This window comes from Rhodococcus artemisiae (genome assembly GCF_036327795.1).
In the GTDB taxonomy this organism is placed as follows: Bacteria; Actinomycetota; Actinomycetes; order Mycobacteriales; family Mycobacteriaceae; genus Rhodococcus; species Rhodococcus artemisiae.
In genome coordinates this window covers 85583-107514 of the sequence record NZ_JAUTXY010000002.1, presented here as the reverse complement: position 1 = coordinate 107514, position 21932 = coordinate 85583, and the positions used below count along the sequence as shown (strand labels likewise).

The following is a 21932-nucleotide window of genomic DNA, read 5'->3' as shown; positions in this document are numbered from 1 at the left end:
AGCGATGCAGACCTCCTGGCGCGCCGGTGGAGGCACGGTCTGATCTCAGGACTCGGTCGGGGTCCAGCCGACGAGAGTGCTCATCCACCAGCGGCTACCAGGTATCAAGTCTGCCGGATCGGCCAGGCTTGATACCTCCCATTAGCCGACGGGAAGCGTGCCGTGTTCGCCCAGCCGCGGCGGCGCCCCGTATTCGGGCTCGTAGCCGTCGACTCGGATAGGGCTTCCGACGAGCCGGAAATCGCCGGCCTCCACGATCATCGACGGTGTGGCCTCGAGCGCATCCGGCAGCGACCGGACCGCGGCGGCGGGCACACCCAAGGGACGCAACCGCGATTCCCACCCGGCGGCAGTGTCGCCGGCGAGCGCCTCGGTGACGACGGCAAGCACCTCGTCACGATTGGCCGCGCGCTCGGCCATCGTCTCGAAACCGTCGACGCCGGCCTCCGCCGCGAACGTCCGCCAGAATCCGTCGTGCGTAATGAACAGTGCCAACGTGCCTTCGGATGTCGGGAACAGCTGCGCAGGAACGTAGTACGAGTGCGCCCCGTTCGGCATACGACGCGGCGCCGTTCCCTCGTTGAGATACGCCGAGGCACGATAATTGAGCTGCGAGAGCATGACATCGCGCAGCGACACCTCGACCTGGCCCCCGCGACCCGACACGATCTGGGCGAGCAGTCCGAGCGCCGCCGTCAGGCCGGTCGAGTTGTCGGCTGCCGAATACCCAGGCAGAGTCGGCGGTCCTGAGGGGTCGCCGGTGAGATCGGCGACGCCCGCCACCGCCTGGATGACGTAGTCGAATGCCGGATCATCGCCCTCGTCGAGGCCGTACCCCGTGAGCGCGACACACACGATCTTGTCGTTGAACCGGCGCAGTGCGTCGTAGGTCAGGCCGTACTTCCGGATCGCCGACGGCTTCAGATTGACCAGCAGAGCATGTGATTCGGCGGCGAGCTCGCCGAGCCGGCGCTGACCGTCCTCGGTGGTCAGATCGAGGCAGATACTCCGCTTGCCCCGGTTGAGGCTCGCGAAGTACGCGTCGCTGACCTGCCGCGACAGGTCGCCGGTCGGTGGTTCGATCTTCGTGACCTCGGCCCCGAGATCGGCGAGCATCATCGTTGCGTACGGTCCGGCAAGGATGTGGCCGACCTCGAGGATCCGGATACCTGCGAGGGGGCCGGGACTCGTGGTCACCGCAGTTCCTTCGCGAGCTCGGCGACGACCTCACGGGTGCGGTACTTCGACGCGACCAGTTCGTCGCGGTTGTTGCCGATGGGCAGCAGGCGCATCGACAGATCGGTCACGCCCGCGTCGCGGTACCGCTTGAACCCGGCGAGGATTGCGTTCTCGTCGCCGACGATGGCCATCTGGCCGATGTCCTTTGCCTCGCCCTGCTCGAGCAGACGCTGGTAGTTCGGCGAGATCTCGGCCTCCGCGAGAATGCGGTTGGCGCGCTCACGCGCGATGCCCTCCTCGCCCGGTGCACACAGGCATACCGGCACACCAGCGACGATCCGCGGGTCGGGGCGGCCTGCATCGGCAGCGGCCTTCGTGATGCGGGGAACGATGTGCTCGCCGATCGCGCGTTCGTCGGCCATCCACAGGATGGTTCCGTCGGCGCGTTCACCGGCGATCTTCAGCATGACCGGCCCCAGCGCAGCTACCAGGAGCGGCATCGGTGCGACAGGTCCGATATCGAGCGGATTGTGCACGGTGAACGTGTCGTTCTCCACGTCGATCGACCCGGGGAGATCCTTGATGCCGCCGAGCACGTCGAGGTAGTCCCGGGTGAACTTGGCGGGCTTCTCGTAGGGCAGGCCGAGCATGTCCTGCACGATCCAATGGTGCGACGGGCCGACACCGAGCGCGAGTCGTCCGTTCAGCGCGGCGTGGGTGGACAGTGCCTGGCGCACCAGGTGCACCGGGTGCTGCGCCTGGAGAGGCACGACAGCGGTACCGATCTCGATTCGGCTCGTCCTCGTGCTCATGAGGGCGACGGCCGTCAATGCGTCGAAGTCCGTGGGGATCTGGGGGACCCACACGGTGTCGAATCCCGCGGATTCGGCCCATTCGACGTCTTTCAGCATCCGGTCGACCTTGCGGGCCGTATCACCCTGCTCGGGTCCGACCATCACTCCGATCCGCACGATTCCTCCAGCATTCGACGAGTTCGTTTGACTGCGCGGCCCGGTGGCGCGCTCGGTGGCCGGGCTCGAGAGTGGGTTACGCCTGGTCCGGGTTGCCGGTCAGCGTGCGTTCTCGGTCAGTTTGCGCACTCCGGCGACCAGCTCGTCGAGTGGCGTGCTGGTCGGGAACACCGCGGCGGCCCCGGCATCGAGAAGCTTGGGGACGTCGGACTGCGGGATGGTGCCGCCGACGATCACGTCGATGTCGCTGCCATCCGCGGCACGCAGGGCCTCGACGACCTTCGTCGTCAAGGCGACGTGCGCGCCCGAGAGGATGCTGAGACCCACCACGGCCACGTCCTCCTGGACGGCGATGGACACGATGTCCTCTACCTTCTGGCGAATCCCGGTGTAGATGACTTCGAAGCCGGCATCACGCAGTGCGCGGGCGACGATCTTGGCGCCACGATCGTGGCCGTCGAGTCCGGGCTTGGCGACGAGAACTCGGGCGGTCATCAGAACACCACCGGCTGCTGGAACTCGCCCCACACGGACTTGAGTGTGGACACCATTTCGCCGACCGTGCAGTAGGCGTTGGCGCAGTCGATCAGGGAATGCATGAGATTGTCGGTTCCTTCCGCTGCGCGGGACAAGGCTGCGAGGGTGCTGCGCACGGCCTCGGGATCACGCTCTGCCTTCACCTTCGCGAGACGCTTCAGCTGCATCTCGCGACCTTCGGCATCGAGTTCGTAGGTGGAGATCTCCGGCGCGGGCTCGTCGGAGACGAACTTGTTGACGCCCACGATGGGTCGCTCGCCGGCCTCCATCTCCTTGTGGAGCTTGTACGCCTCGTCGGCGATGAGGCCCTGGAGGTAGCCGTCCTCGATCGCTCGAACCATGCCGCCGTGCTGCTCGAGATCGGTCATGATCTCGACGATGCGCTCTTCGGTGCGGTCGGTGAGTGCCTCGACGAAGTAGGACCCGCCGAGGGGGTCGGCCACCCGGGTCACGCCGGTCTCGTAGGCGAGGACCTGCTGCGTACGCAGCGCGAGTGTCGCGGATTCCTCACTCGGCAGGGCGAACGGTTCGTCCCACGCCGCAGTGAACATCGACTGGACGCCCCCGAGCACGGAAGCCATGGACTCGTAGGCCACACGCACGAGGTTGTTCTGCGCCTGTGGGGCGTAGAGCGAGGCGCCACCGGCGACACAACCGAAACGGAACATCGACGCCTTGTCGGTGGTCGCGCCGTAGCGCTCGCGGACGATGGTCGCCCAACGACGGCGTCCGGCGCGGTATTTGGCAATTTCCTCGAAGAAGTCGCCGTGGGTGTAGAAGAAGAACGAGATCTGCGGCGCGAACTGGTCGATGGTCATGCGACCGCGCTCGACCACGGTGTCGCAGTAGGTGACACCGTCGGCGAGGGTGAAGGCCATCTCCTGGACCGCGTTGGCTCCGGCGTCGCGGAAGTGTGCGCCGGCCACTGAGATCGCGTTGAACCGCGGGACTTCGGCGGCACAGAATTCGATCGTGTCGGCGATCAGCCGTAGGGACGGTTCGGGCGGCCAGATCCACGTACCGCGGGACGCGTATTCCTTGAGGATGTCGTTCTGAATGGTGCCGGTGAGCTTCTCACGCGGCACGCCCTTGCGTTCGGCTGCCGCCACGTAGAAGGCCAACAGGATCGCGGCGGTGCCGTTGATCGTAAAGCTCGTACTGATCTTGTCGAGGGGAATGCTGTCGAACAGGATCTCGGCGTCCGCCAGAGTGTCGACGGCGACACCGACGCGACCCACCTCTTCGGTGACCTCGGGGTCGTCGGAGTCGTAACCGCACTGAGTGGGCAGGTCGAGCGCGACCGAGAGCCCGGTTCCGCCCTGTTCGAGCAGGTAGCGGTAGCGGCGGTTGGATTCTTCAGCGGTGCCGAAGCCCGAGTACTGACGGAATGTCCACAGCCGGCCCCGGTAACCGGAGGCGAAGTTTCCACGGGTGAAGGGGAACTTGCCCGGTAGGGGCAGTTCGCGCTCTCGATCCCCCGACCCGTACACCGGATCGAGCGGGATCCCGGACGAGGTTTCCACGATATCGCTCACGCTGGATACCTTACTTGCAGAAAATGAGAATGCCAATATCATCGGTGAGAACGAATGAGCCCCACGAAATCCGAGCAGGGAGAACGATGACGAGCCAGCATGCACTTCGCGACCGCACGATGGTTGTGTCCGGCGCCAGCCGCGGCATCGGACTTGCGATCGCCGTCGCAGCCGCGGCACAGGGCGCGAACGTAGTGCTCCTGGCCAAGACAGCCGAACCCCACCCGAAGCTGAAGGGCACGGTCCACACAGCCGTGGCCGACATCGAGGCAGCCGGCGGCAAGGCCGTCGCCATCGTCGGCGACGTACGCAAGGAAGAGGACGTGCAGCGCGCCGTCGACACCGCCGTCGAACGATTCGGCGGCATCGACATGTGCGTCAACAATGCGAGCGCGATCGGCACCGAGCCGACAGAGCATCTGTCGGCGAAGAAGTACGACCTCATGCAGGAGATCAACTGCCGGGGCACCTTCCTCCTCACCAAGGCAGCACTGCCGCATCTGCGCAAGTCCGAGAACGGGCACATTCTCACGATCTCCCCACCGATCAACATGAACCCGTACTGGCTGGGTGCACATCCCGCGTACACACTGTCCAAGTACGGAATGTCCTTGTTGACATTGGGTTTCGCGGCCGAATACGCCGAGGCCGGCGTCGCCGCGAACTGCCTGTGGCCGGAGACCTACATCGCCACCTCCGCGGTCGCGAACATGCAGGACGGCGAGAACCTGCTGTCGTCGTCGCGGAGCCCCGAGATCATGGCCGACGCCGCGGTCGCGATCCTGTCGAGCCCCGCGAAGGCCACCAGCGGCAAGTGCTACATCGACGCGGATGTTCTCACCGCAGCCGGTGTCACCGATCTCTCGCGCTACGGCGGCGGCGACGAACCTCAGCGGGATCTGTTCCTCGACGCCTGATCACCGCACGCAGAAACGGCACCGAGTGATTCTCACTCGGTGCCGTCGCATTCCGGGAGCACTACCGGACCACACGCCGCCTGCGGGCAGCCTTCCGTTCCTCTTCGGTCATGCCACCCCAGACCCCGTAACGTTCACCGGATTCCAAGGCGTAGCTCGAGCACTGTGCACGCACGGGGCACACCTGACAGATCCGCTTCGCAGCCGCGACCCTTTCCTCGCGCAGTTCTCCACGCTCGTTGTCGGGGTGGAAGAAGATCGCCCCATCGACGTCGCGGCACGCCGCGTCCATCTGCCAGTCCCACGACTCCGCCACCGGCGGGGGGAGTTTGAGGAGTTTCAGAGCGGGCACGGTTCACTCTCCCTTCGACATCTCTCGATAGATTCGGATGAGCGCGTCGGTGGAGGCATCGCCCGTCGCCGGATCGCCGTCACCGGACAACGCCGGCTGCAGTTGCGTTGCCTGCACCTTCCCCAGTTCCACGCCCCATTGGTCGAACGAGTCGATCCCCCACACCACGCCCTGCACGAACACCTGATGCTCGTACAACGCGATCAGCTGCCCGAGGGTCGACGGCGTCAGCTTCGGCGCAAGGATGGTCGTCGACGGCTGATTGCCGGGCATCACCTTGTGCGCCACCAATTCCTCGGGCGTGCCATCGGACCGCACCTGGTCTGCTGTGCGCCCGAACGCCAACACCTTCGACTGCGCGAAGCAGTTCGCCATGAGCACGTCGTGCATGCTTCCCGAGTCGTCGACGGTGGGCAGATCGCCCGTCGACATGGCAAACCCGATGAAGTCCGCCGGCACCAGGTGCGTTCCCTGGTGCAGCAACTGATAGAACGCGTGCTGTCCGTTCGTTCCCGGCTCCCCCCAGAAGATCTCGCCGGTCGCGCATCCCACCGGAGCGCCGTCGGCACGGACGGACTTGCCGTTCGACTCCATGGTCAGCTGCTGCAGATAGGCAGGGAAGCGCACGAGGTCATTGGAATAGGGCAGCACCGCACGCGAGTGCGCGCCGAGGAAGCTCGTGTACCACACGCCGAGCAGGCCGAGCAGGACCGGAATGTTCTCCTCGAGGGACGCGGTGCGGAAGTGTGCGTCGACGCGGTGGAACCCGTCGAGCAGTTCGGCGAATCGCTCTCGGCCGATCGCGCACATCACCGATAGCCCGATCGCCGAGCCCACCGAGTACCGGCCTCCGACCCAGTCCCAGAAGCCGAACATGTTGTCCGGGTCGATCCCGAACTCTGCGACGCGCTGTGCATGTGTGGACACCGCAACGAAATGCGCTGCGACCGCGCCTTCTCCGAGTGCGGAGACGATCCAGCGCCTCGCTGCGGTCGCGTTCGTCAGTGTCTCGACCGTCGAGAACGTCTTCGACGCCACGATGAACAACGTCGTGGCCGGATTCAGTCCGTGGAGGGCTGCCGTGAGGTCGGCCGGGTCGACGTTCGACACGAACCGCACATGCGGGCCGTCGTGATAGTGCCGCAGCGCGCGAGTCACCATCACCGGGCCCAGATCGGATCCGCCGATACCGAGGTTGACCACTGTCGTGATCTTCTCCCCGGTGGCTCCGCGCCACCGGCCGTCCCGGACCCGATCCGAGAAATCGCCCATCGCCCCGAGCACGTCGTGCACATCGGCGACCACATCCTGACCGTCGACCGTCAACTGCGCGGTCGACGGCAGTCGCAGTGCGGTGTGAAGAACCGCCCTGCCCTCGGTGACGTTGATGTGTTCACCGGCGAACATCCGATCTCGGGCGCCCTCGACCCCGGTCGCGCGCGCGAGGTCGAGTAACAGTTCCTTGGTCCGGGTGGTGATTCGGTGTTTGCTGTAGTCGACCCTCAGATCCGCGGCGGTGGCGGTCATCGCCCCGACCCGCGTGGGATCTGCTGCGAACAGCTCACGCAGGTGCACCGACTCGATGTCGGCGCGATGCGCGTCGAGTTCCTTCCACTGTGGAAGAGTGGTCACATTCTGTGCAACCGAAGTCATCTCGCTCAACCGTCCGCTCAGGCGAGGGCGCGCAGCCGCGGAGCCAGATCCCGCTCGAACAACTCCAGAAACCGCCGCTGATCATGACCCGGCGCATGAAACACCAAATGATTCAACCCCGCATCCACATACGCCCTCACCAACTCCACCGCCTCATCCGGATCCGACGCCACAATCCACCGCTTCGCCACCTGCCCGATCGGCAACGCATCCGCCGCCGCCTCCATCTCCACCGGATCCTCGATACTGTGCTTCTGCTCCGCCGACAACGACAACGGCGCCCAGAACCGCGTATTCTCCAACGCCCGATCACGATCCGTGTCATACGAAATCTTGATCTCGATCATCCTGTCGATCCCCGCCACCTCACGCCCGACCTTCCCCGCACCCTCGGCCACCGCAGGCAACAACTTGTCGGTATAAAGCTCCATACCCTTACCCGACGTACAGATGAACCCATCCCCCGCCCGACCCGCATACCGCGCCACCACCGGACCACCCGCCGCCACATACACCGGAACACCACCATCGGGCACGTCATAAATCGACGCCCCCACCGTGTTGTAGAACTCCCCCGCGAAATCCGTCCGCTCCCCCGACCACAACGCCCGCATCAACCGCACCGACTCACGAAGACGCGCGAACCGCTCCTTGAACTCCGGCCACTGCCCCTCATAACCCGTCGCGATCTCATTGAGCGCCTCACCGGTCCCCACACCCAGAAACACCCGACCCGGATACAGACACCCCATCGTCGCGAACGCCTGCGCAATCACCGCCGGGTTGTACCGGAACGTCGGCGTCAGCACCGAGGTCCCCAACTGCAACCGCTCGGTACGCTCACCCACCGCAGTCATCCACGCCAACGAAAACGGCGCATGACCACCGTTGTGCCGCCACGGCTGGAAATGATCCGACACCGTCGCCGAATCCATCCCGTGCGCCTCGGCGAGCACCCCCAACTCCACCAGCTCACGCGGACCGAACTGTTCCGCCGAAGCCTTGTATCCCAACTTGAGCATGCGTGTGACCTCCGAAGGACGACGTCGTATGCGGTCGACCGAGGTCCGTAAAGGAACCTCGGTGGTTCCGGTGTTCTTGGCAAAACTTCTGTTCTCGGCAAACTTCAGGTTTCGTGACCAGCTTCGCGATCACTGCGCGAGATCGCGCATGTTTTGCTCGAAATAATGCACAGTTTCGCGCATGAGTGTCAACATCTATGCGCATTCTGCGTGTCGGTGCGCTATGGTCGTCACCAATCGAGCAGAGTCCCGATCTCGGCCGCCCCATAACCGACGCACCGATCCGAGGAGCATTCGTGTCCGCGAGCACACGACGACGTGAGATCTTCACTCGAGTACTCGCCGACGGATACGTCGACGCGAAGACGTTGTCGGCGGCCCTCGGTGTCGACTCCTCCACCATCCGGCGCGACCTCGATGTGCTCGCACGCGACGGCAAGGTCGAACGCACACATGGCGGCGCGAAAGCGATCGACGGTGCGTCGTTCGAAGTCCCGTACGCACTCAAACAGGACGTACGCCGCGCCGAGAAATCGGCGATCGCCTCGGCCGCGGCCGCGTTCGTGTCCGACGGCGACAGTGTCGTTCTCGACAGCGGCTCCACGACCTACGAGGTCGCGGTTGCGCTGCGTGAGAAGTCGTCGCTGACCGTGCTCACCAACGATCTCCGCATCGCGAAGTTCGTCGCATCGTTTCCCGATGTGCGACTGCTGGTGACCGGGGGTGAACTGCTCGGCTCCGTCTACACGCTCATCGGCGACCATGCAGTCCGGTTCATGTCGCACTATTCGGCGGACTGGGCGTTCCTCGGGGCGGACGCGATCGACCCCGCCGCCGGCATCACCAACAACAACACCCTCGAAGTTCCCATCAAACGCGCCCTGATCGCCGCCGCAGCGCACACAGTCGTCGTCGCCGACCACGCCAAGTTCGGGCACCGCGCACTCGCGAAGGTAGCTGCGCTCGACGAGGTGAGCACGATCGTCACCGACTCCGGGCTCGGTGACGACCAACGCGACCTCTACGGCGACACCTTGGCGATCGCCGAGACGCCCACCGCGTCATGACCTGATGCGCAGGCCGGTTTCCGCCGAAAAGAAGAAGACCTCACCGGATTTCGGAATCAGGTGGATCTCTTCACCGTGTGTGATCGGAGTCCGCCGATCCCATCGCACGACGACCTTGCCCATCCCGTCGGTCGGGGCTTGCGCTACCGCGTGGACGAACGACTCGGCCCCGAGTTCCTCTACGAGCACCGTCCGCAATGTCCACGAACCCTTCCGCCACGCACCGACGGGAGTCCACGATTCCGGCCGCACTCCCAGCACCACACGACCCGAGTCGACCGACCGGGGTACCGGAACCTGCAGCGCACCGAGTGTCGCCGATCCGTCCTCCACCGGAACATCGATGAGGTTCATTCCGGGCGACCCGACAAATCCCGCTACGAAGGTGTTGACGGGGTCGTCGTAGAGCTTGCGCGGCGCCGCGACCTGCTGGAGACGTCCACCGTCGAGCACGGCGACCCGATCGCCCATCGTCATCGCCTCGACCTGGTCGTGGGTGACGTACACCGTTGTGGTCTCCAGTCGGCGTTGCAGCTCGGCGATCTGGGCGCGGGTGCTCACCCGCAGCTTCGCGTCGAGGTTCGACAGCGGTTCGTCCATGCAGAACACCGCCGGATGGCGAACGATGGCCCTCCCCATGGCCACTCGCTGACGCTGGCCACCCGAGAGCTTGCCCGGTTTGCGATCGAGCAGCTGTTCGAGTTCGAGCATTGTCGCGGCCTCGAGTACACGCTTCGTGCGCTCGGGCTTCTTCATTCCGGCGTTCTGCAACGCGAACGCCATGTTCTCGGCGACCGTCATGTTCGGGTACAGCGCGTAGTTCTGGAATACCATCGCCACATCCCGGGCCTTGGGCGGCAACCCCGTCACGTCGCGCCCACCGATCTCGACGCGGCCGGAATCGACCGCTTCGAGACCGGCGAGCATGCGCAGACTCGTAGATTTCCCACATCCGGACGGACCCACCAGCACGAGGAATTCGCCGTCCGCGATCTCGAGGTCGAGCGAATCGACTGCCGGGCGGTCCGAACCGGGATAGCGGTGCGTGACGTTGCGGAAACTGATCTGGGCCACTGGGTTCGTACCTCTATCTGTGAATGTGTGCTTACAGGCTGGGGGTGATCTGACGATCGATGATCTGCTGCAGCTGGTCCTGGATTTCCGCGAACGTCACTGCAACGTCGGCGTTCTGCAGCGCGATCTTCTCGAGTCCGGTTCCGATCACCTGGTCGGCACCCGGAACGAAGACGCGGGCGTAGTCCTGCGAACGTGTGACGGCGAGCTGGTCGACAGCGGTGCGCGCGTTGGGGTTCTCGTCGAGGTACTTCTTCATCTCGTCGTTCTCGGCCGCGGACTTGCGGACCGGCATGTATCCGGTGTTCTGCGAGAAGTACGCCGTGTTGTCGCCATTGGTGACGAAATCGACGAACTTCAGCGCGTTGGCCTTGCGCTCGTCGGAAATACCCGACGGGATCGCCAGACCGGCACCACCGGTCGGGCAGCCGGGCCCGTCGGGTGCAGGCAGGAAGGCGGTGCCGAATTCGAAGGCTGCGTTGCTGGTGATGCCGGACAGGTCGCCGGTGGACGCGATCGTGGACGCGAGGAGACCGGCCGAGAAGTCGTTGGCGATGTCGTTCGAGACGGACGCGTACTTCTTGGTGTGGATCATGTCCTTCAGGAAGGCGCCGGCCTCGAGGGTCTTCGAATCCGTGAACTTCAGGTCCCACCCGTCGGAGTAGGCGCCGCCGAAGGTCCAGATCGGCCCCTCGAACGTCCAGCCGAGGTAGTCCGCAGCATTGCCCCAGCCGTGCGCCCACTTCCCGCCGCCGACGACCTCTTGGATGCGCGGTCCCCACTCGTCGAACTCGGCCCACGATTCGGGGCCGCGATCGGGCAGCCCGGCCTGGCTCCAGACGTCCTTGTTGTAGTAGAACAGCGGCGTCGACCGCGCGTAAGGAAGCGCGAAATGGCTTCCTTCGTAAAGATAGTCGGCGAGAAGCGAGTCGACGTAGTCGCCGGTGTCGACGCCGGCAGTCGAGAACAGATCGTCGAGCGGCGCGATGGCACCGGTGATCGCATAGTTGAACCACCACACGTCGGACAGGACGACGACGTCCGGCAGGTCGCCACCGGACAGTGCCGCGTTGAACTTCTGCGACACCTCCTCGTAGTTCTTGCCACCGTCGATCAGGTTGACCGTGAGCTCGGGGTTCTGCGCCTGGAAACGGCTGATCAGTTCCTTCTCGATCTCGATCGACTTGCCGGGGTGATTGGACCAGAAGTTGACAGTGGTCGCGTCGCCGGACGCCGCCGATCCCGATGCGCCGGAGGAACCGCTCGAGCCGTCGCCGGTTCCCGCGCACGCGGCCAGCGCCGCGCTCGTCGCGACGAGACCCGTCAGCCCCAGGAAGCCGCGCCTGTTCAAATTCCTGATGTCGATACCCATTACCAGCTCCCTGAGTGTTCAGCCCTTGACCGCACCGGAGGTGAGGCCCTTGATCATGTGTCGTTGCAGGAGAAGAAAGACCACAAGGATCGGGAGCATCGCGAGCACGGTGCCCGCCATGACCGGACCCCAATTGGTGACGCCGTCGTTGTTCTGGAGCAGCGTCAGTCCGATAGGCAGCGGCGCTACCGATGCGTCGTCCGCCATGAGGAACGGCCAGAGGTACTCGTTCCACTCGTTGACCACGGTGATGATGGCGAACGCCACCATGGTCGGGCCCGATAACGGCAGCACGACGCGCCACAGCAGCCGCAGCGGGCCGGCCCCATCCATCCTTGCGGCCTCGATGATCTCGGCCGGAATCGACAGGAAGTGGTTTCGCATCAGGAACGTGCCGAAGGCGACGCCCGCGAGTGGAACGATGATGCCCTGGAAGGTATTGCGCCATCCCCATTCTGCGACCAACGCGTAGTTGGAGATGACGGTGATCTGGTTGGGCACCATCAGTGCCGCGATGATTCCGAGGAACACGAGGTTCTTGCCGGGGAAGCGGAGAAACACCAACCCGTACGCGCTGAGCACACCGAGGACGAATTTCACGCCCGCGAGGATCGATGTGATGATCACCGAGTTGCGGAGGAACGCGAAGAACTCCACGGACTGCACGGCCTCGGAGTAGTTCTGGGGATGAAACACGGCCGGCCACCAGGTCACCGGGATCGTATAGATGTCCGGGCGCTCCTTGAAGGAGGTCATGACGATCCAGTACAGGGGCAGTCCTACGATGATCAGGACACACAGCATGGCGGCATAGCCGAACACCTTCACGAGACGTTCGCGGCGCGCGTGGGTGTCGGCGTCCACAGGCTCGGGTTCGACGTAGGCGGTGGGACGGTCGGCGAGAGCAGTCACTTCTGATCCCCTCGATCCATGATGCGGACCTGGTAGACGGTCACCGCGAGCAGCACCAGGAACATGATGGTGGCCACGGTTGCCCCGTATCCGGCGCGGAAGTTACGGAACGACTCGTCGTAGATCTGGAACACCATGGTGGTGGTGCCGGTGCCGAGCGGACCGCCGCGCGTCATCACGTTGATGATGTCGAACACCTGGAACGAATTGAGCAACACCGTGATCGACAGGAAGTATGTGGTCGGGCGAAGCTGAGGCAGGATGACCCTGCGGAACGTGGTCCACCCGGACGCCCCGTCGATCGCGGCGGCTTCACCCAGTTCGGAGCGCAGCCCCTGCAACGCGGCGAGGTAGATGACGAACGTGTAGCCGAGGTTCTTCCAAAGGTAGGTCAGTGTCACCATCACCAGCGCCCAGGTCGGGTCCTGGTAGAAGTTGGGCGAGTCGATTCCGATCCGGGCCAGAATGTCCTGGACGAGGCCGAAGTTCGGATCGAAGACGAATTGGAAGGCGACACCGACGGCGGCGCCTGAGATGACGAACGGCGCGAACAGTGTGGAGCGGACGAGATTGCGACCGATCAGCTTCCGATCGAGGAGCAGAGCGAGGCCGAGGCCGAGCACCATCGAACCGATGACGGCGGCCGCGGTGAAGAATAGTGTGTTTCCGACGATCTGCCAGGTGTCGGACCTGCCGAACCATTCTCGATAGTTGTCGAAGCCGATGAACGTCGACGTGGGGCTGGATATGTTCCACTCGAAGAACGAGAGCCGGATGTTGTCCACCAGGGGGCGATAGGTGAACAGGACCAGCAGCGCGACGTTGGGTCCGACGAGCACCGCGAACAGCGCGTAGTCGGTCCACGGACGGCCGCGTAGACCGCGGCCCGTCTGCGGCAGTGTTCGTTCCGGACTCGATGGCACCGAGGCAGTCTGTCCGCCATCTGCGAACAGGTGGTTACGAAAAGAAGGCGCCCCCTACCCATCCGAGCGAATGTATCGTTCGTCTCGATAGATCGAACCGACGATTCACTCGCTCGGTCTGGTAGGGGGCGGAACTCAGTGCTCGCTAGAGGTTCCAGTCTCCGAGGCCGTCCCAGCCACCCAGGACACCGCCCCCGGTGTTCTGCACGATCACCGGGTCGCCCTTGCGGGCATTCTCGTAGAACCACTGGCCGTCGGCGGTGCTCACGTTGAGGCAGCCATGGCTGGTGTTGGTGTTGCCCTGCGCCCATTCGGACCACGGGGCGGCGTGGATGAATATGCCGCTGTTGGACATCCGCGTCGCGTACTCGACGTAGGTGCGATAGCCCTCGGGGTCGTCGACGGGCACACCGTACGTCGACGAGTCCATGTACATGTCGCGGAACTTGTCGCCGACGATGTACGTGCCGTTCGGGGTGTCGTGGCCGGGCTTGCCGAACGAGGTCGGCATGGTCCGGACCACCTCGCCATTCCGGGTGACGGTGATCGTCTTGGTATTGTCGTCGGCCACGGTCACGAGCGCATCGCCGATCGTGAACGACGAATGCGCGCCGCCCGCACGGACGTCGACCGTGGTGTGCGCGGGCCAGAACTCGAACGGCTTCCACCGCACCTGCTGGTCCGACGCCCAGTAGAAATGGCCGTCGACGGCCGGTTCCGAAGTGATCTTGATGGCACGTTCGGCGGCAGCGCGATCGCCGACGGGCTCGTTGAACCGGATGATGATGGGCTGCGCGACGCCGACCGTTTCACCTGCGGACGGGTTCAGGGACGGATCCGAGAACGGCGCCGCCGGCTCAGGGGCCTGCGGGATCGGGAGTTGCGGTGCGCCCGGGATCGCCGGCGCGAGACCCTCGATCAGGTCTTCGACACTCGGTACCTCCGGGCCGCCCGGCCACAGCGGCGCGGCAGCCGCGGGGCCTGCCATCGCGAGTGCGACTGCGCCGGCACCCGTGAGAGCGGCGACGAAGCGGCCGACCCGGCGCGTGGCACGGTGACGACTCTTGGGCATGGACTGCTTCACAGACATCGACAAATTACCCATCGTTCGACGGTGCGTCGCGTTTACACATCCCCGACCGCGGCGCTGGCATACCTGGTCATTACACACACCGGCCCGGCGTCGAGCAATTCGGGCAGCGAAGCGAATGTGCCGTTCACACTCTCGGAGGAGATGAACGGCACATTCATTCGGTGCGATTCGAGACCGTGTGTCAGGCCTCGGGCCTCGACGCTGCGAGCATTTCCTCGATCGAGACGAACTTCAGGCGCGACCGCCCGGACGCCTTCCCGCGTGCGCGTTCCTGCTTGTCGATGGCCTGCCAGCCCTTGTAATCGACGTAATCTGGACGACGCTCGGCGATCAGCGCGTCGAGCTTCTCCCGATCCGCGACAGGTTCGGCGAGACGGCCTGCGATGAAGTCCTCGACGACTTGCGAGACGGTCTCGGCCGAGCACTGCTTGTTGGTGCCGATCACACCGCTCGGGCCGCGCTTGATCCAGCCCGCTGTATAGACACCCGGGACGGGGTTGCCGGTGTCGAGGTCGACGACCTTGCCCGACTCGTTCGGGATGACACCCTTCTTCTCGTCGAACGGGAGACCGTCGACGGGGGTGCCGCGGTACCCGATCGAGCGGAGCACGAGGCCGGTCGTGAGTGTCTCGGTCTCGCCGGTGGGCCGGGCGTCCAGCCGGCCGTCGGACTCGACGAGTTCGTTGCGTTCGAGGGTGATCGACTCGACCTTGCCTTCGCCCGCGATCTCGACCGGCGACGTGAGATACCGCAGCACGATGCGCTTGTTGTCGGGGTTCGGGGTGTTCTGTGCGTACCCCTCGACCTGCCGCATCTTGAGAGCGATCCGAGGCTCGACCTCGGGGTCGTCGAGGACGGCCTGACTGGCCGCATCGAGTTCGATCTCCGTCGGATCGACGATGACGTCGATGCCGTGGAGCTGGCCGAGGGCGAGCAGTTCGGGGTTGGTGTACGCGGCCTGGATCGGGCCACGACGACCGACGACCACGACCTCTCGGATGTTCGAGTTCCGCAGTGCCTCGACGGCGTGCTCGGCCATATCGGTGCGAGCGAGGTCATCGGGGTTCATGACCAGGGCGCGCGCAACATCGAGTGCGACGTTGCCGTTGCCGATGATCACGGCGCGCTCGCCGGACAGGTCGAACTGCCGGTCGGCGTAGTCTGGGTGGCCGTTGTACCAGGCGACGAACTCGGTGGCGGCGTGCGACCCTACGAGGTCTTCGCCGGGCACACCGAGGTGACGGTCGCTCGATGCGCCGACCGCGTAGATCACGGCGTGGTGGTGTGCGAGGAGTTCGTCGTGGGTGATGTGCGTGCCGACCTCGACGTTGAACCAGCACTGGGTGTTCTTGTGGCCGATGGCGCTGCGGAAGACGTCGCCTACGCCTTTGGTGGTCTGGTGATCCGGCGCGACACCGGCACGAACCAACCCGTACGGGGTGGGCAGGCGGTCGAACATGTCGACCCGGACGCTCGAGTGCGAGACGAGTTCCTGCGCTGCGTAGCACGCGGCCGGACCGGATCCGACGATCGCGACGCGCAGCGTTCCGAGATCGGCCGGGATCTTCTTGCGGCTACGCAGCTCCGGCCAATCCGGACCGATCGGGTACCGCTCGTAGTACGCGGCGTTGATCTCGAGGTACGGCTCCTGCTCGGGAGTGATCTCGTTGTCCGCGAAGATTGCGTCGACAGGGCATTCGTCGACACACGCACCACAGTCGATGCAGGTCTCCGGGTCGATGTAGAGCATCTCCGTCGTTGCGAACGGCGCCTCGTCGGGTGTCGGGTGTATGCAGTTGACCGGGCAGACTTCGACGCATGAGACGTCGTTGCAACATGCCTGGGTGATCACATAAGCCACTTCGCTACCTGCCTGAGAGTGCCGGGTGGGGTCGTCGGAACCCCAGACTATAACACGTTACAGATTTGGTCGAGAATCACATTATCCAAATCCTAGCAGGCGGCTACCGGTGGCGAGAATGTGCTATTCGGACAATTCGTCGCCGGACTCGATCCGGAATCCGATCTTGAGCGTAACTTGCGTGTGCGCGACGGCACCGTCATCGATGTGGCCGCGCGTGTTGACGACTTCGAACCATTCCAGGTGGCGCGTCGTCTCCCCGGCCCGCGCAACAGCCTTGGCGATCGCGTCGTCCACCCCGACCGTCGACGATCCGACGACCTCGATCACTCGGTACACATGACTCATGGCGGCGCTCCTCACATAGTCGGCACAAAGCATGAATGCCCTGCTCCGGATACTGCCCGCCTCACCCTGCTCTTCGTGCCGGAACGGGAATCTCCGCCGCACTTCGGGGCAGGGGCACTCACGCTTTCCTTGCCAGGTCGCGTGCCTGCGCTCCCAGGCGGGCAAGGCGCAGATCGCCGAGCGGGATCGCACCGGCGCCGAGCCGGTTGGTGGTGAACGCGAGCGACAGACCGGACTCGAGGTCGGCGAACGCTCCCGAACCACCTACCCCGTAGTGCCCGAGTGCGCCCCGCGGCCGCTCGGTGCTCGCGAACACGGGCTGGTGATATCCGAGTCGCCACGCCATCGGGACACCGAGGACGTAGTCGTGGCTGCGACGGCGCACCCTGCTCATCTCGGCGATCGTCCCGGGATCCAGGAACCGCAGACCGTCGAGTACTCCCCCGGCCGCGATCGCCCCGTACATCCGTGCGAGAGAACGCGCCGTGAACACGCCGTTCCAGCCGGGCATCACCGCATCGTGCACCGCCGGGTCACGGACGAGGTCGTCGAATCCGTCGGGCATCCCCGCCTCCGCGAGCCCGCGTGTAGGTCCGATCCTCGACAGCACCGACGCGCTCATTCCCCAGTTCAGCCCCATCGGACTGATCCGGGGAAACAGCGGTGCGATGCGGTGTCGTTCGCCGGCGGGAACCCGGTACCAGAAGTCTCGGATGCCCAGCGGCCGGGCAATCTCCTCTTCGACCACCTCGACGAACGGCTTCCCGGTGACCCGCGCAGCGATCTCCGCGACCAGCCAGCCGTAGGTGACCGCGTGATAGCCCGACCCGCGGTGACGACGCTTGTCGGGGTGTGCCGCGGCGAGCGCGGCGACCGTCCGGTCGTAGTCGAGGATTCCGTGAGTGCCGGGTACGAGACCGCGTACGCGGTGCAGACCGGCGCTGTGGGTCATCACGTCGGCGACGGTGATCGAGCCCTTTCCGCCTGCCGCGAACTCCGGCCAGTACTGCGCTACGGGGGCGAAATAGTCGATCAGGCCACGCTCGGCGAGTCTGTGCACGACGGTCGAGGCGACGCCCTTGCCCGTGGAGAACGACAGCGTCATCGTGTCGCGGGTCCAGCGCCGGTTCCGATCGGCCCATCCTGCCCAGATGTCGAGGACCTTCTCCCCGTGTAGATATGCGGTGAGCGCTCCGCCGCCGTGCTGCGGCTCCTTGTAGAGGGCGAAGAAGCGGTCGGCGAGCGGCAGGAACCTCGGGTCGACGTGCATTGCGGTCGGGGGCAGTTCTCGGACGCCCTGCCCGCGTGAAGCCTGCTCACGGTCGATCGTCCGGACGCTCATCGGCACCTCCGCTCGGATGTTTCCGACACGCTACGTGCCGACGCGGGTCCGGGGAAGGCCCTACATACAGATTGTCGGCAGTCCGGGAATTATCGGACCACGCGGTGTCTCGGACTACGGCGCCGTCGCGTACCGGAAGGATCCGTACACGACGCAGCCCTGGCCGGTCGTGAGGTTCGCCGCCAGTGCCATCTCTCCCACGCACAGGACCGGATCGGTGGCGTCGCCGATGAATGCCTGTGACCTCGGACCGGTCGCCACCAACGCGGTACCCGGCTGATCGAGCACACCGAGCGCGAGAGACTCCGCACCCACGCCGACGGCGGCGAGCAGCCCTCCGGCACTCTCGGCAGCTCCGACCCCACCGTCGAGACCGACGGCTCCGACCCTCGAATCCCCTCGGGAATCCGCGAAACCGACCCCGCCGCCCCCATGGCTCCATGCGCCTCCGGGCCCCTCGGTGTTCGCACCACATGCTTCGGTCCCGAGGATCTCGACGGACTCCGTCGGGGCGCCGGGAGGGGCCGAGCAGGTCAACGATTGCGCCGGCGCCGCAGCCAGCAGAGCACCGCCGATTGCCGCAGCCAGCGTCATGCCGACTGCCGACACCCGGCCCGACATCTTTGCCCAGGTCACACCTGCGGCCCTCCATCGGTCAGAAGAACTACCTTCGGATAACAGTTTAGGGAGGTTCGCCCTGTCACGCTCCACAGCGCGGTCACAGCACAGTCTCGGTCAGGTGTTGTTCCCGCCGTTTTGCCCACTCTTCAACTCCCGGTCACGACTGGGTTGCACTCGCTTCGGTTCGCCCGGCATCTTCGGGTGGTTCGGCGGGTAGGGCAGATCACCGAGCCCGGCAGCCTCGTCGCGGTCTGCCATCCCGAGGAGAACATCGATCGAATGCGCGGCATCGTCGAGCCCTGACATCGGATCGGGTCGCCGAGTCAGTAACGCGGGTACCGTCGCGATCGTGAAATCGTCCGGCTCTGCGTCGGCGAGTTCGTCCCAGGTCAGCGGTGTCGACACCGTCGCGATCGGTGTTCGCCGCACCGAATACGCCGACGCGATGGTCTTGTCACGCGCATTCTGATTGAAATCGAGGAAGATCCGCTCACCACGCTCTTCCTTCCACCAGGCGGTCGTCGCGCGGTCACCGCTGCGCCGCTCCACCTCCCGCATCAGCGCGATCCCGGCGCGGCGCACCCCGACGAAATCCCATTCCGGAACGATCCGCAGATAGATGTGGATTCCGCGGCCACCGGACGTCTTCGGGAAACCCTTCAACCCCAGTTCGTCGAGGAGCGGCCGCACCACATCGAGCGCGACCGCTCTGGCGTCACCGAAATCCGTCCCCGGCTGCGGGTCGAGGTCGATCCGGAGTTCGTCGGGCCTGTCCGTGTCGCCGCAGCGCACTGCCCACGGGTGGAACGTCACACACCCGAGGTTGGCCGCCCACACCACATCCGCTGCCGAACGCACGCGCAGCGCATCGGCCTTGCGTCCGGACGGAAAGGTGATCTCGCACGTCGCGACATGGTCGGGCCGTTTCGCGGGTGCGCGTTTCTGATAGATCTCCTCACCCTCGACACCATCGGGAAAACGCTGGAGATGGGTGGGGCGATCCCGGAGCGCATCGAGGAGCGGTGCATCCGCGGACGTCGTGATCGCACGGTAGTACTCGACGAGGTGACGTTTGGTGCCGCCCTCCGCACCGAGCCTGGGGAAGTAGATCTTGTCGGGGTTCGACAGCCGCACGGGCACACCGTCGACGTCGAGTTCTTCCGCGGGTGATCGTTTCGCTGTCGCCACCGTCAGTCCTCCGTCCGGTCCAGTACATCGGCAAGGTCGTAGCGCACAGGCACCTCGAGTTGGTCGTACGTGCAGCTCTGTGGGTCGCGGTCGGGTCGCCAGCGGAGGAATCTGGCCGCATGCCGGAACCGCATAGCCGTCTCCGGAGTCCCCTCCATCTGGTCGTATGCGACTTCGAGCACCCTTTCCGGACGCAACGGGACCCAGCTGCGATCGGCCGCTGAACGCCATCTCGTCTGTTCACCGTCGGCGACCACGTCGTCGCCCACACGCAGCGGTTGCAGCTCCGCGAGCAATTCCTGACGCCGGACCGTGGTAAATGCGGACGCGCCACCGACCATCGCGAGTTCGTCGCCCTTGTACAGCCCCAGCAACAGCGAGCCGACCCCGTCGATGCTCTTGTGCTTGCGGTATCCGATGAGCACGCAATCGGCGGTGCGGGCATGTTTGAGCTTGATCATGTCGCGCTTGTCGGGGCGGTAGATCCCGTCGAGCTTCTTCGCGACCACGCCGTCGAGACCAGCCCCTTCGAACTCCTCGAACCACCGCATCGCGGTCGCCACATCGGTGGTCGCGGCAGTCACATGACAGCTCGGGCCGCCACCGACGGACTGCTGCAACCTCGAGCGACGATCGGCGAACGGCTCCTCCATGAGGTTGTCGTCGCCCAGAGCAAGCATGTCGAACCCGATGAATTGCGAGGGAGTCCCTTCCGCGAGCATCGCGACACGGCTCGCCGCCGGATGGATCCGCTCCGACAACGCCTGCCAGTCCAGACGTATACGACCGTCGCGTTCACGTGGCACGACGATCTCGCCGTCCACCACACAGCGCTCGGGAAGTTCGGCCCGCACGCGCTCGACGAGCTCCGGGAAATACCTCGCGAGGTCCTTACCACCACGCGACGCGAACACGACCTCGTCGGCATCACGAAACACTATGGCGCGGAAACCGTCCCACTTCGGCTCGTAAGACCACTGCGCTGCACCGGAATCCGGTTGCTCCGGCACCGTCGATGAGGCCTTCGCCAGCATGGGCGCTAGGGGTGGAACGACAGGCAGATCCATGACCCTCATCGTTGCACCCGGATTCTCTACGCGTGCCGGTTGCGAGCGATCGGCCTTTCCGTTCGCCCACCTCACAGCAGTAGGGAAGACCTATGAGGTCGATCACATCGATGTCGTTTCCGGAGGTCGGAGACGGTGATCACCAACCACGACGCGAATGGAATGCTCCCCTTCCGTACTCTGTGCAGCCATGATCACTCTTCGCCGTGCGGCCGGCCTCGCAGCCGCAGCCGTTGCCGCAGTGTCGTTGATCGCGGGGTGTTCCGATGATGTCGAGCTCCGGGCCGTGCCCGAGGCCGGCTCGTCGGCGACCTCGACAACGGAATCGTCGACGTCACCCACTACCTCGCGCACAACCACCACCAGCGCGCCTTCCACGACCTCGGGCAGCCCGTCTGCGTCCGATCTCGATCTGGAGGTCGACGCCGAGGTCGGCGATTGCGTCCTGCTCGGCGGCACCGTCGACGACGCCACGATCGATGAAGCAACCTGTGGCAGCTTCGACTCCAACTATCTGGTCGTCGACATCGTGACGACGAGCGACGAGTGCAACTCGGACCAGTCCTACTACGAGTCCATTCGAGGCAACGAACTCGGCGCGTTGTGCCTCGATATCGATTGGCAGGTCGACGACTGCATGGATCTCGGGGGCGAAGACCCGAAGCGGATCGATTGTTCGGACACCGCCATCGAGGGGGAGAAGGTCACAGAGATCCTCGAAGGCACCACCGACGTCAACGAATGCTCGATCTCCGACAGCGGGTTCGTCTACGAGGAACGCGAAATGGTCGTGTGCTCGGACTCGTTCTGAGTCGTTCGCGAGAGTCTCGTTCCGAGTCGTTCGCGAGAGTCTCGTTCCGAGTCCCTCGCGGGGAGTCTCGTTCCGACCGCGGCACGA

The 21932-nt window shown here is 65.0% G+C and carries 21 protein-coding genes; 3 read left to right on the top strand and 18 right to left on the bottom strand.

Features of this window, described 5'->3' with window-relative positions; all coding sequences use genetic code 11:
* Positions 1-141 precede the first annotated feature (141 nt).
* The 4 genes from Q7514_RS04755 to Q7514_RS04740 all read right to left on the bottom strand — a co-directional run bounded on the left by Q7514_RS04755 (position 142) and on the right by Q7514_RS04740 (position 4222).
* A complete protein-coding gene (locus Q7514_RS04755) occupies positions 142-1197 on the bottom strand; it encodes a CaiB/BaiF CoA transferase family protein (protein WP_330132110.1) in 1056 nt (351 codons plus the stop codon).
* A complete protein-coding gene (locus Q7514_RS04750; RefSeq protein ID WP_330132109.1) occupies positions 1194-2150 on the bottom strand; it encodes an LLM class F420-dependent oxidoreductase in 957 nt (318 codons plus the stop codon). The genes Q7514_RS04755 and Q7514_RS04750 overlap by 4 nt, the downstream gene beginning before the upstream one ends.
* A gap of 99 nt (positions 2151-2249) precedes the next feature.
* Entirely contained in the window at positions 2250-2645 is a 396-nt protein-coding gene (locus tag Q7514_RS04745; protein ID WP_054717303.1) for a cobalamin B12-binding domain-containing protein, read from the bottom strand.
* A complete protein-coding gene (locus Q7514_RS04740; RefSeq protein WP_330132108.1) occupies positions 2645-4222 on the bottom strand; it encodes a methylmalonyl-CoA mutase family protein in 1578 nt (525 codons plus the stop codon). Before Q7514_RS04740 ends, Q7514_RS04745 begins: the two co-directional genes overlap by 1 nt.
* A gap of 86 nt (positions 4223-4308) precedes the next feature.
* Here Q7514_RS04740 and Q7514_RS04735 point away from each other — a divergent pair, with 86 nt between their 5' ends.
* Positions 4309-5139 (top strand): SDR family oxidoreductase, encoded by an 831-nt coding sequence (locus Q7514_RS04735; protein WP_330132107.1) that lies wholly within the window; start codon positions 4309-4311, stop codon positions 5137-5139.
* 61 nt (positions 5140-5200) lie between these two features.
* Here Q7514_RS04735 and Q7514_RS04730 read toward each other — a convergent pair whose 3' ends face one another.
* From Q7514_RS04730 to fgd, 3 genes are read right to left on the bottom strand one after another with little or no spacing between them, the layout of a single operon-like run.
* The gene (locus Q7514_RS04730) at positions 5201-5491 is read right to left on the bottom strand and encodes a WhiB family transcriptional regulator (protein WP_330132106.1); all 291 of its coding nucleotides are present in this window, start codon (positions 5489-5491) and stop codon (positions 5201-5203) included.
* A 3-nt stretch (positions 5492-5494) separates the two neighbouring features.
* Complete coding sequence (gene pgi / locus Q7514_RS04725) at positions 5495-7144, bottom strand: glucose-6-phosphate isomerase (protein ID WP_330132105.1); 1650 nt, start codon at positions 7142-7144, stop codon at positions 5495-5497.
* Between the two features lie 17 nt (positions 7145-7161).
* Complete coding sequence (gene fgd, locus Q7514_RS04720) at positions 7162-8166, bottom strand: glucose-6-phosphate dehydrogenase (coenzyme-F420) (RefSeq protein WP_330132104.1); 1005 nt, start codon at positions 8164-8166, stop codon at positions 7162-7164.
* Positions 8167-8462: 296 nt separating this feature from the next.
* On the opposite strand from fgd, the gene Q7514_RS04715 reads away from it, so the two are divergent.
* The gene (locus tag Q7514_RS04715) at positions 8463-9233 is read left to right on the top strand and encodes a DeoR/GlpR family DNA-binding transcription regulator (protein WP_330132103.1); all 771 of its coding nucleotides are present in this window, start codon (positions 8463-8465) and stop codon (positions 9231-9233) included.
* Here Q7514_RS04715 and Q7514_RS04710 read toward each other — a convergent pair.
* From Q7514_RS04710 to Q7514_RS04660, 11 genes are all read right to left on the bottom strand, one after another.
* Positions 9228-10307 (bottom strand): ABC transporter ATP-binding protein, encoded by a 1080-nt coding sequence (locus tag Q7514_RS04710; RefSeq protein WP_330132102.1) that lies wholly within the window; start codon positions 10305-10307, stop codon positions 9228-9230. The genes Q7514_RS04715 and Q7514_RS04710 overlap by 6 nt on opposite strands.
* A gap of 31 nt (positions 10308-10338) precedes the next feature.
* On the bottom strand, positions 10339-11667 hold the full coding sequence (locus tag Q7514_RS04705) for an ABC transporter substrate-binding protein (protein WP_330132635.1): 1329 nt from the start codon (positions 11665-11667) through the stop codon (positions 10339-10341).
* Positions 11668-11697: 30 nt separating this feature from the next.
* Positions 11698-12591, bottom strand: a complete 894-nt coding sequence (locus Q7514_RS04700; RefSeq protein ID WP_408016035.1) for a carbohydrate ABC transporter permease — start codon at positions 12589-12591, stop codon at positions 11698-11700.
* A complete protein-coding gene (locus Q7514_RS04695) occupies positions 12588-13514 on the bottom strand; it encodes a carbohydrate ABC transporter permease (protein ID WP_330132101.1) in 927 nt (308 codons plus the stop codon). The genes Q7514_RS04700 and Q7514_RS04695 overlap by 4 nt, the downstream gene beginning before the upstream one ends.
* A 145-nt stretch (positions 13515-13659) precedes the next feature.
* Positions 13660-14586 (bottom strand): L,D-transpeptidase, encoded by a 927-nt coding sequence (locus tag Q7514_RS04690; protein ID WP_330132100.1) that lies wholly within the window; start codon positions 14584-14586, stop codon positions 13660-13662.
* A 202-nt stretch (positions 14587-14788) separates the two neighbouring features.
* On the bottom strand, positions 14789-16468 hold the full coding sequence (locus Q7514_RS04685; protein WP_330132099.1) for an FAD-dependent oxidoreductase: 1680 nt from the start codon (positions 16466-16468) through the stop codon (positions 14789-14791).
* A 123-nt stretch (positions 16469-16591) separates the two neighbouring features.
* Positions 16592-16816 (bottom strand): dodecin, encoded by a 225-nt coding sequence (locus Q7514_RS04680; protein WP_054712891.1) that lies wholly within the window; start codon positions 16814-16816, stop codon positions 16592-16594.
* Between the two features lie 118 nt (positions 16817-16934).
* Complete coding sequence (locus Q7514_RS04675) at positions 16935-18158, bottom strand: serine hydrolase domain-containing protein (protein WP_330132098.1); 1224 nt, start codon at positions 18156-18158, stop codon at positions 16935-16937.
* A gap of 114 nt (positions 18159-18272) precedes the next feature.
* Positions 18273-18794 carry a DUF6764 family protein gene (locus tag Q7514_RS04670; protein WP_330132097.1) on the bottom strand — a complete coding sequence of 174 codons (522 nt, stop codon included), beginning with the start codon at positions 18792-18794 and terminating at the stop codon, positions 18273-18275.
* Between the two features lie 99 nt (positions 18795-18893).
* Positions 18894-19967 (bottom strand): DNA polymerase domain-containing protein, encoded by a 1074-nt coding sequence (locus tag Q7514_RS04665; RefSeq protein WP_330132096.1) that lies wholly within the window; start codon positions 19965-19967, stop codon positions 18894-18896.
* 2 nt (positions 19968-19969) lie between these two features.
* Positions 19970-21034: an ATP-dependent DNA ligase gene (locus tag Q7514_RS04660; RefSeq protein ID WP_330132095.1), complete on the bottom strand. Its 1065-nt coding sequence runs from the start codon at positions 21032-21034 to the stop codon at positions 19970-19972.
* Between the two features lie 190 nt (positions 21035-21224).
* Here Q7514_RS04660 and lppU point away from each other — a divergent pair, with 190 nt between their 5' ends.
* On the top strand, positions 21225-21845 hold the full coding sequence (lppU, locus tag Q7514_RS04655; RefSeq protein WP_330132094.1) for an LppU family putative lipoprotein: 621 nt from the start codon (positions 21225-21227) through the stop codon (positions 21843-21845).
* Positions 21846-21932: the final 87 nt, after the last annotated feature.

Coding starts and splice junctions, on each gene's coding strand:
- Q7514_RS04745 (WP_054717303.1), bottom strand. CDS start 2,645: ATGACCGCCCGAGTTCTCGTCGCCAAGCCCGGACTCGACGGCCACGAT.
- Q7514_RS04735 (WP_330132107.1), top strand. CDS start 4,309: ATGACGAGCCAGCATGCACTTCGCGACCGCACGATGGTTGTGTCCGGC.
- pgi (WP_330132105.1), bottom strand. CDS start 7,144: ATGACTTCGGTTGCACAGAATGTGACCACTCTTCCACAGTGGAAGGAA.
- fgd (WP_330132104.1), bottom strand. CDS start 8,166: ATGCTCAAGTTGGGATACAAGGCTTCGGCGGAACAGTTCGGTCCGCGT.
- Q7514_RS04690 (WP_330132100.1), bottom strand. CDS start 14,586: ATGCCCAAGAGTCGTCACCGTGCCACGCGCCGGGTCGGCCGCTTCGTC.
- Q7514_RS04680 (WP_054712891.1), bottom strand. CDS start 16,816: ATGAGTCATGTGTACCGAGTGATCGAGGTCGTCGGATCGTCGACGGTC.
- Q7514_RS04675 (WP_330132098.1), bottom strand. CDS start 18,158: ATGAGCGTCCGGACGATCGACCGTGAGCAGGCTTCACGCGGGCAGGGC.
- Q7514_RS04660 (WP_330132095.1), bottom strand. CDS start 21,034: ATGGATCTGCCTGTCGTTCCACCCCTAGCGCCCATGCTGGCGAAGGCC.
- lppU (WP_330132094.1), top strand. CDS start 21,225: ATGATCACTCTTCGCCGTGCGGCCGGCCTCGCAGCCGCAGCCGTTGCC.